Below are 12,550 nucleotides of genomic sequence, written 5' to 3'. Positions count from 1 at the left end.
TTACGATAGTAGTGAGCGAACATAGGCGCGCGCCTCCGCGTCGATTTCGCGAATCTCCTCAAGCTGCGGATCGCTCACCGGCTGATGCCGCTCAAGAGCGCGCTCGATCCACTCCTCGATGGCCAAAAACGGGATGCGGCCGGCTAAAAACGCCGCCACCGCCTCCTCATTGGCCGCATTTAAGACCACCGGCAGCGAGCCGCCGCGTTTTCCAGCTTCATAGGCAAGCCGCAGGCAGCGGTAGCGCTCAAAATCGACCGGAGCGAAATGAAGCGCCCCAAGCGTCGCCAAATTCAGCGGTTTCGCCACAGAAAGCGGCAGCCGCTCCGGATACGCCAACGCATATTGGATCGGAACGCGCATATCCGGCGTACCGAGCTGAGCTAAGACGCTCGTGTCGCAAAACTCGACGAGCGAATGGATGACGCTCTCGCGGTGGAGGACGACATCGATCCGCTCATACGGCAGCCTAAACAGCCAATGCGCTTCAATCACTTCAAATCCTTTGTTCATCATCGTCGCTGAATCAATTGTAATTTTCGCTCCCATTGACCAGTTTGGATGGCGAAGCGCCTCCTCGACCGTCACATGAGCAAGCTCTTCGCGCGTCCGATCGCGAAAGCTCCCGCCTGACGCGGTAAGAATGAGCTTCTGCACGTGTTCGGGTTTTTCTCCTTGTAAACATTGAAAAATAGCGGAGTGTTCGCTATCAACCGGAAGCAGCGGCACACCGCGCTTTTTTGCTGCTGCCGTGACGAGATGTCCGGCAACAACAAGCGTCTCTTTATTCGCGAGGGCGATCGTTTTTCCGGCCTCAATCGCTTTCAGCGTCGGCACAAGGCCGATGCTGCCGACAACAGCAGTGACGACAACGTCGGCTTCCGGGCAAACGGCCGCCTCGATCAGCCCTTCCTCCCCGTACACGATCGCAGTCCGCCCGTTGTACTCGCGGCGAAGCGCCTCGTAGGCATCGCGATCAGCGGCGGCGACGAGGCGCGGAGAAAATTCATCGATAAGGCGTTTGGCCGCTTCGACATTTCGCCCGACCGATGCCGCAGCTAGGCGGAACTTGTCCGGATGGGCGCGGATGACATCGAGCGTTTGCGTGCCGATTGATCCGCTCGCCCCTAATATACTAATATATTTCAACACTTTCACTCCTCACCCACTTATCGTACCGCCTCAATAAATATGTATAGCAGCGGCAACACAAACAACAGGCTGTCAAACCGATCCAAAATACCGCCATGTCCCGGCAAAATCGCTCCCGAATCTTTCACGCCATAATGGCGCTTGAAAGCCGACTCGACCAAATCGCCGAGCTGGCCGAACAGCGAAAGCAAAAGCGCAATCCCGACCGCTGCGCCGAGATTGCCGAACGGACCGGCCGCCCACTCGTAAACGGCGGCGACGACAACAGCGGAAGCGATGCCGCCGACGGCGCCCTCGACCGTTTTCTTCGGGCTGATTTCCGGCCATAGCTTGCGCCGGCCGAACGCGCGGCCGAAAAAATACGCCCCAATGTCGGTCGCCCAAATGACGAACAGCGCGTAGACTAAGTATGTCAAGCCGGCCAAGCGGATCGCACTGAAGCAGAAAAAGCCAACGCCGACATAAAGGACCGCCAGCACGACAAACGCCGCCTCATCGAACGTCAGCGCATTTTTCGTCACGACGGTGCCGACAAGCAGCAAAAAGGCGAGTGCGGCCAACACGCCAAACTTCGTCGTCCCGGACGCCAGCCATTCTTGGCCGTAAACAGCGGGAACAAGCAAGAGCCAAAGGGCCGCGAACCCGGCGGCCCCGACGAACGACAGCGGGCGCATTCCTTTCATCCGCAACAGTTCAAACAATCCGACCGTGGCCAATATATATGTTACTATTATAAACGGAAATCCGCCAAAAATAACAATCGGCAAAAAGAGCGCCGCCGCTATGACTCCGGTAATGATTCGCTGCTTCATCGTGCTGACACTCCTCCAAATCGGCGGTCCCGCCGCTGATAAGCGGCAATCGCCTGCAAGAAATGTTGTTCAGTAAAATCCGGCCATAATACATCGGTAAACCAAAGTTCTGTATACGCCAGCTGCCAAAGCATGAAATTGCTCAGACGGATCTCTCCGCTCGTGCGAATGAGCAAATCCGGATCCCCAAGCCCGCCCGTCATCAAATAGGAGGAAAGGAGCGATTCAGTAATGTCCTCCGGCAAGAGCGTCCCGCGTTGGACGTCTTTGACGATTTGTTGGACGGCAGCGACAATTTCCGCCCGGCTTCCGTAATTGAGCGCAAAGTTTAAAATAAGACCGGTGTTGCCGCCCGTTTCGCGAATCGCCTGCTCGACCGCCCGACGCGTATGGTCCGGAAGCCCATCCGTATGGCCGGTCACTTGCACTTTCACATTCTCGGCGACAAGTTCGGGAAGAAATGTTGTCAAAAACTGCTCCGGCAGTTTCATTAGATAGTCGACTTCGGTTTTCGGGCGTTTCCAATTTTCTGTTGAAAACGCGTAAAGCGACAAAACGCGCACCCCGAGCTCGTTGGCGAAACGGGTGATTTTGCGCACGACTTGCATCCCTTCATAATGGCCGGCCATCCTTGGCAACGCCCGCTTTTTCGCCCATCTTCCATTCCCGTCCATGATGATGGCGACGTGGTTCGGAATCGGATGCCTAAGCACATCCTCTTTTGTCAGAGGAGCATCCTCCTCTTTGTTTTTCCGCATTTTATTGAACATACGTGTCCTCCGCGAACGTGTTTTGCCTTTCCATTATAGCAAAAAAACCCTCCATCAACATAGAGGGTTTGCATCGTTTTTCCTATACTTCCATGACTTCTTTTTCTTTCTCTTTCGTGATGGCGTCGATTTTGGCGATATGGCCGTCGGTCAGCTTTTGCACTTCGTCGGTATAGCTGCGCAACTCATCTTCGGTAATCTCGCCGTTTTTCTCGAGTTTTTTCAGCTCGTCGTTCGCATCGCGACGAATGTTGCGCACCGCTACTTTCGCCTCTTCCGAATATTTTTTGACGAGCTTCACCAATTCGCGGCGCCGTTCTTCGGTGAGCGGCGGAATAACAAGGCGAATGACCGATCCGTCATTGGACGGCGTCAATCCTAAGTCTGACGTTAAAATCGCCTTTTCCATTTCTTTGATGACCGATTTGTCGTACGGCTGAATGACAAGCATGCGCGCTTCCGGCACACTGATCGTGGCGAGCTGGTTGATCGGTGTTTGAACGCCGTAATAGTCAACGGTTACTTTCTCGAGCAGCCCGGCGTTCGCCCGTCCGGCGCGCACAGTCGCCAGTTCGCGGCTGAACGCTTGCACAGCTTTGTCCATTTTTTCTTTCGCCTGTTGGATCACTTGCTTTGCCATCGTTATTTCCCCCTTACGATCGTTCCGATATTTTCGCCTAATACGGCGCGCTTAATGTTGCCCTCTTCCATAATCGAAAAGACGATGAGCGGAATATCGTTGTCCATGCAAAGCGAAGAAGCGGTCGAATCCATAACGCCGAGCCCTTGCTTGATGACGTCCAAGTACGATAGTTCATCGTATTTAACCGCATTGGCATCGACGTTCGGATCGGCGCTATAGACGCCATCGACGTTGTTTTTCGCCATTAAAATGACGTCCGCTTCGATTTCCGCCGCCCTTAGCGCGGCAGTCGTGTCAGTTGAAAAATATGGGTTTCCCGTTCCGGCAGCGAAAATGACGACCCGCTTTTTCTCGAGATGGCGAATCGCCCGCCGGCGAATGTACGGCTCAGCCACTTGCCGCATTTCAATCGACGTCTGCACCCGCGTTTCAACGCCGAGCTGTTCGAGGCTGTCCTGTAAGGCGAGCGCGTTCATCACCGTCGCCAGCATGCCCATGTAGTCGGCCGTCGCCCGGTCCATCCCCATTTCACTTCCTGTTTTTCCGCGCCAAATGTTGCCGCCGCCGACCACGATGGCAATTTCGACACTAAGTTCCGCCACTTCTTTCACTTGTTTGGCGATCGATTGGATCACCGCCGGCTGGATGCCAAACCCTTGCTTTCCGGCGAGCGCTTCTCCGCTTAACTTTAAAACAACGCGTTTGTATTTTGGCTGTTCCATGTCAAACCTCCATGATGCGAATCGCTTTGAAAAACAGGGAACACGCGCGTGTTCCCTGTTGCGGTTCGTCACTGCTTTCTTACTTGGCTCATCACTTCTTCAGCGAAATTATCTTGACGTTTTTCAAGCCCTTCACCGACTTCGTAACGAATGAACTGCTTGACAGTGGCCCCGTTCGATTCGACGTATTGGCGCACCGTCACATCCGGATTTTTCACGAATGCTTGCTCAAGCAGGCAAACATCTTCGTAAAACTTTTTCAAACGGCCTTCAACCATTTTCTCGACAATGTTTTCCGGCTTGCCTTCGTTTAACGCTTGCTGTTTCAATACTTCGCGCTCACGGTCGAGCTCTTCCTGCGGCACTTCATCGCGCGAAACGTATTTCGGATGAAGCGCGGCGACATGCATGGCCACATCTTTTGCCACCTCTTCGCTGGCGTTGCCGGCTAATAATGTTAATACGCCGATGCGCCCGCCCATGTGCAAGTACGCCCCAAACGTTTCGCTGTCCGCTTTGTCGACGACCGCAAAGCGGCGGAGCGTAATTTTTTCACCGATTTTGGCGATGGCTTCGTTAATGTAATCTTGGACAGCGGAACCGTTGTCCATCGTTTGTCCGAGCGCTTCATCAAGCGAAGCCGGTTTTTGTTTCAACAAGTGAGCGGCCAGTTCTTTGACGAGCGCCTGAAACGCTTCGTTTTTGGCCACGAAGTCCGTTTCCGAATTCACTTCCAAAATGACGGCCGCATTGCCTTCTACAGCGATGTAAGTCATCCCTTCCGCCGCGATGCGGTCCGCTTTTTTCGCGGCTTTCGCGATTCCTTTTTCACGCAGCCAGTCGATTGCTTTTTCCATGTCACCGTTTGTTTCGGTGAGCGCTTTTTTGCAGTCCATCATGCCCGCGCCCGTTTTTTCGCGCAACTCTTTTACCATTTGTGCTGTAATCGCCATGAAAACATCCTCCTTCTCTTTGTCGCGTATATGTATCGATGCCGGCAACGGATGCCTGTTTTACCCTTATTCGTTAGTATAGCCAAAAGTTGCTGATTTCTGTCTCAAAAAAAGGTGATAAAAGGCTCCACCCCTCTTATCACCTTTCTTAAGCTGCTTTACTCCGCTGCGACGGCCGCCTCTTCGCCTTGTTTTGCCTCAAGCACCGCATCGGCGATTTTCGATGTTAACAGTTTGACGGCGCGGATGGCGTCATCGTTTGCCGGGATGACATAGTCAATTTCATCCGGATCGCAGTTCGTGTCCACGATGCCGATGATCGGGATGTTCAATTTGCGCGCTTCCGCCACCGCGATCCGCTCTTTGCGCGGGTCGATGACGAACAACGCATCCGGCAGTTCTTTCATGTCTTTAATGCCGCCTAAAAATTTCTCGAGTCGTTCTTTTTCTTTTTTCAAGCCGATGACTTCTTTTTTCGGAAGTACGTCAAATACGCCGTCTTCTTCCATTTTTTCAATTTCACGCAACCGTTTGATCCGTTTTTGGATCGTCGCAAAGTTCGTCAGCGTGCCGCCAAGCCAGCGTTGGTTCACATAAAACATGCCGCAGCGTTCCGCTTCTTCTTTGACTGATTCTTGCGCTTGCTTTTTCGTACCGACGAACAAAATTTTGCCGCCGTTCGCCGCCAAGTCGCGCACAAAGTTGTATGCTTCCTCGACTTTTTTCACCGTTTTTTGCAAGTCGATGATATAAATGCCGTTGCGTTCCGTGAAAATATATTTTTTCATTTTCGGATTCCAACGGCGCGTCTGATGTCCGAAATGGACGCCAGCTTCAAGCAGTTGTTTCATCGAAATCACTGACATGTATGCTCCTCCTATTTCCTTGTGGTTTTTGTACCTCCGCCTGTCTCATCTTTCAGCAAGACTGGCCAAGCCAGCACCGTTGCTGAAATCATCAGGCGTGTGTATTCACACCATGTAAAAATATATCATAATCGCCGGCAGTAAATCAAGCTGTTATTCGCCTGTTTTTCCTGCTTTTCGGTCAAATTTCAGCAGCAGTTCCACCTCTGTTTTTCCTCTTTGCAGCTTTTTGGCAATCTCCTCCACCGTCGCCCCTTCATCATACAAGTGCCGGGCGACGTCAGCCGTGCTAACGGACGACGAAAGATCAAGCACATCTTCAATCGACTCAATGTCCGGAAAGTAATCCGGAGCCGCATCGTGGCCGTCCTGTTCTGGTTTGACGTTTCCCTCCATTTTCCCCTCCGCCCCGCTCTCATCGCTTTCCGCAGACGACGTGGGCGATGTCGCTCCATTGCCGCCGCTCTCCGCGCGCAGTGCAAGTGCTGCTCGTTTCGACGCCGGCGGCCGTTTGAAGGGTTCGGCAGCTGTTTTCGCCCGAAGCAGCGCGTCAAACTCGCCCAAAAAGCGCTCGTTTTCTTCTTTCCAGGCGACAAGATGGGCCGTCATTGCCTCTTCAAGCTCCTCAGCCCGCTTTGCCGCCCGCTGTTCCGCCTCGCTAAGCCGCGACAGGCGCATAAAAAGCAAAATGATCAACCAAAATGAAAACGCATGAAGCAACAAACTGACTGTTAGCCAAAATGCCCCCATCGTGTTCACGATCCTTTGATGTCGATTGTTTTTCCTTTATCAGAAAAGATGGTTTTCAAAACGGGGGCGTTCCCGCCCGTTTTTCCGTCACTTGGCGGCGCATCCACCCCATCCATTTTTCGCTTGCGGCCGCCCGCTTCTCCTGTCCAATGCGCAGGTGCTGCGCCAAAGCATAGATTCACGGCTTTAGGCACTTTGGGCATGATGCTCGGCAGCGCTGACAGCTGAATCTCCACCTTTCTTTTCCTTTAACGCTCCCTAGCAAAAAAACGGCGCAGTTTCCATAGCGCTTTGGCATGAATTTGTGAGATTCTCGACGTGGACAGCCGCAAGATGTTCCCTATTTCCGTAAACGTGAGTTCCTCTTTGTAAAACAAACTAATGACAAGCTGCTCTTTTTCATTCAGCTGTCCGATTCCTTCAGCCAGCTTTTCGATCATGTCTTGCTTGACGACTTGTTCTTCCGGGAGTGCGGCGCGGTCGTCGCGGATCGCAAGCGGCTCGTCGTCCTCCTCACCGGCAGCCTGCCCGAGCGGAAGCCAATTGGAAAAAAACGTTTCATTGACCGCCGCCTGCACTTCCTCTTCCGACATTCCGAGCTCATCGGCGACTTCTTTCGCCGTCACCGACCGCATATACCGCTGTTCGAGCCGCTCAGTTGCGTCTTCAATTTTTTTGGCTTTGTCGCGCACGCTGCGCGGCAGCCAATCTTCTTGGCGCAAGCCGTCGAGGATGGCGCCGCGGATGCGGAACGAAGCATACGTGTCAAACTTCAAATCGCGCGATGGGTCAAACTTTTTAAGCGCATCGTATAAGCCGACGAGCCCGAAACTGACCAACTCTTCCCTTGGCACGGAACTTGGCAGCGTCGCGGAAAACCGCTGCACATGGTAGGAAACGAGCGGCATATAGCGCTGCACGAGCTCTTCGGCCGCATGGCGGTCGCGGCCGTTGACCCAGTCATCCCAATATTTTCGTTCTTCGCCTTTTAGCGCGCTCCCCATCGTTCTCCCCCTTGCCTTGCTAAAACGGCGCAACTCATCCGTTTTATATTTCCTTCACTTCTTGACAGGCGGTCCGGACTGACAGCACGCCCGTTTGCGGATTAAACTCGATCGTCCGACCGCTATGGCCCCCGACATCTTCGGCAACAACCGGAACATGCAACCGCTCGAGCTGCCTTTTCACTTCTTCGACGTTGCGGGCGCCAATGCGCATCATATCCCCTCCGGCTGAAGAAAACGAAAACATTTGCGCTCCCCCGGCTAGCTTCGCTTTGAGCATACTTTTGCGCCCGCCGGCGGCGATGACGAGCTTACAAAGTGCTTCAACCGCTGTGTCGGCATATTTGGCCGCATTGATGACCCCTCCGCGCGCCATCGAGGAATGCGGGAGCATGACATGCGCCATGCCGGCGACCGCTTTTCCGCTGTCATAGATGACGACACCTACGCACGAACCGAGTCCGCACGTGCGAATGACCGTCGGCGCTGCAACGACTTCCATTTCGGCGATGCCGATTTTAACCGTTTGAATCGTGTTCATCCGCCATCCGCACCTAATGCCCGAAAGATGGTGGAAAACGACTCCGGATCAGGGAGGAGAAAGAAATGGCCGTTTATGCTTTCATTCGGCTGCCGCTCATCGTAAATGGCCGTATCAATCAAAATGGCGTAATCGCCGGCGCGCGACAGCTCAAGCAGGCCAAACGACAGCACGGCCCCGATCATATCGAGCGCCAACACCGGCACGGACGGTTGCACGTTTATTTGTATAAAATCAGCTAATGCTGACAAATACGATCCAGCTAAAATATTGCCAAGCTCCTGAAGCGCCGACTGTCCGAGCTCATGAGCCTCCCCTTGGAACGAAAACGAGTCATCCCCGGTCATCCGGTGCACAAACCGCTCAGCCTGCTCCGGCGGCAACACGAAAAACATATTTCCCGGCGCTTCGCCCTCGATGCGCAAATAAACACACGCCATAACTTGTTCCGGTCCGCCGATCAGTTCCATCATCTCGGCAAATGTCGCGATTTGGACGCGCGGGACGGCCATTTCGATTTTTTTGTTTAACAGCGTCGACAAGGCGGTCGCCGCGTTGCCGGCCCCGATGTTTCCGATTTCGCGTAAAATGTCAATATGCGCCCCCGTCAAATTGCAAATGTCATCCAATCGCCAACGCCCCCTCTGCGCTTTATTGATCAAGCACTTTCGCTAAATCGAGCAAAATGAGGAGCCGCTTCTCAACTTTCGCCACTCCATAAATATAGCCCGCTTCAATGCTTCCGATTGCCTCGGGCGGCGGCTCGATGCTCGCTCCCGGAATATCGAGAACGTCGTTCGCTGCATCGACGATCAGTCCGACTTCGACATCCCCGAGGGTGACAATAATCATCCGCGTCTGTTCTCCATATGGTTCAGGCGCAAACCCAAACCGCTCGCGCAAATCGATAATCGGCGTGACGACACCGCGTAAATTGATCACCCCTTTGACATAACGGGCTGTTCCCGGCACGCGCGTAATCGGCTGCATTTTTTCAATCGAGCGGACGTGCTGCACCGGCAAGGCGTACTCTTCTTCTTTCAAGCGAAAGGCAATCACTTTCCAGTCTGTCTGAACGCTGTCATTCACCGGTCATTCCCCCTTTTTAGTTGGGATGGAAACAGAACAAACTATCATTTCATTAAGCGCACGGCCTTTGTGCCTGTTTTCCCGCCAGCCAATGGCGGTGCGCCGATTTCCCGTCAAGGAGGCACCGCCAACGAAGCTTTTGGATTGACGGTAAACTTGCTTTCTCATCGGCATGCTGTCCGCCCTTATTTCACGAGCGCATTGCAATCGATAATCAACGCGACCCGACCGTCGCCTAAAATCGTCGCCCCAGAAATGGCAAAAACAGAAGATAAATAGTTTCCGAGCGATTTGAGCACAACTTCCTGCTGCCCGATAAACGAATCGACCGCTAACGCTGCCAGTTTTTCCCCTTTCCGGACGATGACGGCGGCCACCGTCTCTTCCTCGCTCGCTGCGTCCGGCACGGAAAACACGTCTTTCAACCGGACGAGCGGCACAACTTTGCCGCGGAAATCGATGACCGGCTGGTTATGTGCGGAGAAAATCTCTTCTTTCCTTACCAACGCTGTCTCCATAATCGAGGACAGCGGGATCGCATACGTCTCGGCAGCAATTTGAACGAGCAGCACAGAAATGATCGACAATGTCAATGGAAGCTGGATGGAAAAGAGTGACCCTGTTCCCGGCTGCGAGTCGACAGACACGGCGCCGCCGAGCGATTCAATCGTGCTTTTGACCACATCCAAGCCGACGCCGCGCCCGGAAATATCGGAAATGTGGTCGGCGGTGGAAAAACCCGGAGCGAAAATAAGCCCATATACTTGCTGGTCGCTCAGATGGGCCGCCGCCTGCGGCGAAACGATGCCGCGGCTGATCGCCTTTTGCAGCACTTTCTCCCGGGAAATGCCGGCGCCATCGTCCTCAATTTCAATAAAAACGTGGTTGCCGCTATGGTAGGCGCGCAATTTGACGGTCCCTTCCTCCGGCTTTCCGCACGCCGTCCGGACGTCTGGCGCTTCAATGCCATGATCGAGCGCGTTGCGGATCAAATGAACGAGCGGGTCGCCGATTTCATCAATAACCGTCCGGTCAAGCTCCGTTTCCGCCCCAATAATCTCAAGGCGCACTTTTTTGCCGAGTTCGCGGGCAAGTTGGCGCACCATGCGTGGAAAGCGGTTGAACACCGTTTCGACCGGCACCATGCGCATGTTTAAAATAATCGTTTGTAAGTCGCTTGAAATACGGGACATCCGCTCAACCGTTTCGGTCAATTCGGCATGGCTCAAATCGCGGGAAATTTGTTCGAGCCGCCCGCGATCGACAACAAGTTCTTCAAACAAGTTCATTAACATATCAAGCCGTTCGATATTGACGCGGATCGTCTTTCCTGCCTGTTTCACCGCTTGTTTTTCCGCCGTCTCCGCTTCAGCCTGTGCCGCTGCGGTTTGTGCAAAGGAGGACGACACAGGCGGTTCAAGCCCGGCCTGTTCGCCGCTTTTGGCAGACGGCTCGTTGACTGTCGTCACCACGACCTCGTCGACTTCAGAAATGCCCATCAGCCGCCCCTGCAGTTCATCAGCCGTCATTTTCGATACGACGGTAACAAGAAACTCTTGGTCAAACTGTTCTTCTTCGAGCATATCAGCCGGCGGTGTCGATTTCACAATTTCCCCTGCTTCATTGAGCAACTCAAATACCATGTACACGCGTGCGGCTTTCAACAAGCAATCTTCACGAAGGCGGACGCGAATTTCATAGACAGAAAATCCTTGTTCTTTTGCCTGTTGCAGCACATGGTATTCAAACTCCCCGTAGGCATGCTCAAGGGGCGGTTTTTCGTCCGTTTCCTGTTTGCGCGGCGTCTCTCCTTGCTCAATCCGCTTAAGCTGCTCGACCGTCTCGCTCACATCGCGCTTTCCATCGCCGCCCGAGGCGACTGACATAATCATCGCTTCCAAATGGTCAACCGCGTGGAACACAACATCAAGCAGCTCTGGGCTGACGGCCAGCTGACGGTTGCGAATGCCATCAAGCACATTCTCAAGTTGATGCGTCAAGTTGGCCAAATCTTCAAATCCCATTGTGGCCGACATCCCTTTTAATGTGTGGGCCGAGCGGAAAATTTCATTAACAAGCGTCATATCGTCGGGAGTTTGCTCGAGTTCAAGCAGCCGTTCGTTAATAGCCTGCAAATGCTCTTTGCTTTCGTCAATAAATAAGTCTAAATACTGGCTCATATCCATGCCGTTTTTCCCCCTCACTCCCCGATAGATTGGACGATGGCGACAGCGATGGCATCAAGCGGTGCGATGGCATCAATCACGCCCGCCTCGATCGCCGCCTTTGGCATGCCGAAGACAACGGCCGTTTCGCGCGCCTCGGCGATCGCCTTCGTGTCCCCGCTTTCTTTCAGCTTTTTCAGCCCTGCCGTCCCGTCTGATCCCATTCCGGTCATGATCACCGCCACTTTCCGACAGCGGCGAATGGCGGCAAGCGATTCGAACAGCACGTCAACGGCTGGGCGATGGCCGGCGCGCGGCGGCGATGCATCGAAACGGGCCTTGAGCACGCCGTTTTCTTCACTGACGGCAAGATGAACACCGCCTGGGGCGATATAAGCGGTGCCATTTCGCAGCACCTCCCCGTCTTCCGCCTCTTTAACGGTTATAGCGGATAGGGCATCGAGCCGATCGGCAAGCGATTTCGTAAACCCTTTCGGCATATGCTGGACGATGACGACCGGGGCGGCCAAACCGGACGGCAGCTGCGTCAGCACCGTTTCTAAGGCGCGCGGGCCGCCCGTTGAGGTGCCGATTGCGACGATCGCTTTTTCGGCGCGCGCCGGTTTGACGGGCGGACGCCAAAGCGCGGCTTGCGGCCGCCGGACGGCGAGCGCCCCTATGTTCGCTTCGCTTGCGTGCAACACTTTTCGGATTAGTTCATCCTTCACCTTGTATAAATCAAGCGAAATCGAACCGGACGGTTTCGTGACAAAATCAACCGCTCCATATTGCATGGCCGCTATCGTATTTTCCGCCCCTTCTTTCGTCGTGCTTGATACCATGACGACCGGCAACGGCTGTTTGTGCATGATATGCCGCAATGTTTCCAGCCCGTCCATAACGGGCATTTCGACGTCAAGCGTCACAACATCGGGGCGAAGGACCGCCATTTTCTCAAGCGCCTCTTGACCGTTGCGGGCCGTCCCGATGACTTCAAGGCGCGGGTGTTCGGACAAAAGGTCGCTGATCCACTTGCGCATAAACGCTGAGTCATCGACGACAAGCACCTTGATCGTCTTCATT

Annotated in this window: 15 protein-coding genes; all 15 read right to left on the bottom strand. The window is 53.9% G+C overall.

Features of this window, described 5'->3' with window-relative positions; translation table 11 throughout:
- A complete protein-coding gene (gene dxr / locus M493_RS05885) occupies window positions 1–1,149 on the bottom strand; it encodes a 1-deoxy-D-xylulose-5-phosphate reductoisomerase (protein ID WP_020959380.1) in 1,149 nt (382 codons plus the stop codon).
- Window positions 1,150–1,169: 20 nt separating this feature from the next.
- A complete protein-coding gene (locus M493_RS05880; protein ID WP_020959379.1) occupies window positions 1,170–1,964 on the bottom strand; it encodes a phosphatidate cytidylyltransferase in 795 nt (264 codons plus the stop codon).
- Complete coding sequence (locus M493_RS05875; protein ID WP_020959378.1) at window positions 1,961–2,734, bottom strand: isoprenyl transferase; 774 nt, start codon at window positions 2,732–2,734, stop codon at window positions 1,961–1,963. The genes M493_RS05880 and M493_RS05875 overlap by 4 nt, the downstream gene beginning before the upstream one ends.
- Before the next feature lie 82 nt (window positions 2,735–2,816).
- Window positions 2,817–3,374 carry a ribosome recycling factor gene (frr, locus tag M493_RS05870; protein ID WP_020959377.1) on the bottom strand — a complete coding sequence of 186 codons (558 nt, stop codon included), beginning with the start codon at window positions 3,372–3,374 and terminating at the stop codon, window positions 2,817–2,819.
- A 2-nt stretch (window positions 3,375–3,376) separates the two neighbouring features.
- Window positions 3,377–4,099, bottom strand: a complete 723-nt coding sequence (gene pyrH / locus M493_RS05865) for a UMP kinase (RefSeq protein ID WP_020959376.1) — start codon at window positions 4,097–4,099, stop codon at window positions 3,377–3,379.
- Window positions 4,100–4,167: 68 nt separating this feature from the next.
- Entirely contained in the window at window positions 4,168–5,052 is an 885-nt protein-coding gene (tsf, locus tag M493_RS05860) for a translation elongation factor Ts (RefSeq protein WP_020959375.1), read from the bottom strand.
- A gap of 158 nt (window positions 5,053–5,210) precedes the next feature.
- Window positions 5,211–5,918 carry a 30S ribosomal protein S2 gene (rpsB, locus tag M493_RS05855; protein ID WP_020959374.1) on the bottom strand — a complete coding sequence of 236 codons (708 nt, stop codon included), beginning with the start codon at window positions 5,916–5,918 and terminating at the stop codon, window positions 5,211–5,213.
- Between the two features lie 153 nt (window positions 5,919–6,071).
- Window positions 6,072–6,668 (bottom strand): hypothetical protein, encoded by a 597-nt coding sequence (locus M493_RS05850; protein ID WP_020959373.1) that lies wholly within the window; start codon window positions 6,666–6,668, stop codon window positions 6,072–6,074.
- A gap of 5 nt (window positions 6,669–6,673) precedes the next feature.
- Window positions 6,674–6,904, bottom strand: a complete 231-nt coding sequence (locus tag M493_RS05845; RefSeq protein WP_020959372.1) for a hypothetical protein — start codon at window positions 6,902–6,904, stop codon at window positions 6,674–6,676.
- 12 nt (window positions 6,905–6,916) lie between these two features.
- Window positions 6,917–7,672 (bottom strand): FliA/WhiG family RNA polymerase sigma factor, encoded by a 756-nt coding sequence (locus tag M493_RS05840; RefSeq protein ID WP_020959371.1) that lies wholly within the window; start codon window positions 7,670–7,672, stop codon window positions 6,917–6,919.
- A 43-nt stretch (window positions 7,673–7,715) separates the two neighbouring features.
- Window positions 7,716–8,213: a chemotaxis protein CheD gene (locus tag M493_RS05835; RefSeq protein ID WP_020959370.1), complete on the bottom strand. Its 498-nt coding sequence runs from the start codon at window positions 8,211–8,213 to the stop codon at window positions 7,716–7,718.
- On the bottom strand, window positions 8,210–8,842 hold the full coding sequence (locus tag M493_RS05830; RefSeq protein WP_020959369.1) for a chemotaxis protein CheC: 633 nt from the start codon (window positions 8,840–8,842) through the stop codon (window positions 8,210–8,212). Before M493_RS05830 ends, M493_RS05835 begins: the two co-directional genes overlap by 4 nt.
- Window positions 8,843–8,864: 22 nt before the next feature.
- Window positions 8,865–9,302, bottom strand: coding sequence for a chemotaxis protein CheW (locus M493_RS05825; protein ID WP_020959368.1), 438 nt, complete (start codon window positions 9,300–9,302; stop codon window positions 8,865–8,867).
- Between the two features lie 185 nt (window positions 9,303–9,487).
- Window positions 9,488–11,488, bottom strand: coding sequence for a chemotaxis protein CheA (locus tag M493_RS05820; protein ID WP_020959367.1), 2,001 nt, complete (start codon window positions 11,486–11,488; stop codon window positions 9,488–9,490).
- A 14-nt stretch (window positions 11,489–11,502) separates the two neighbouring features.
- Entirely contained in the window at window positions 11,503–12,549 is a 1,047-nt protein-coding gene (locus tag M493_RS05815; RefSeq protein WP_020959366.1) for a protein-glutamate methylesterase/protein-glutamine glutaminase, read from the bottom strand.
- Between the last annotated feature and the right edge of the window lies 1 nt (window position 12,550).

The sequence above is a fragment of the Geobacillus genomosp. 3 genome (assembly GCF_000445995.2).
Lineage (GTDB): Bacteria > Bacillota > Bacilli > Bacillales > Anoxybacillaceae > Geobacillus.
The sequence above is the reverse complement of the archived record's forward strand: the minus strand, read 5'-3'. Positions and strand labels throughout refer to the sequence as shown.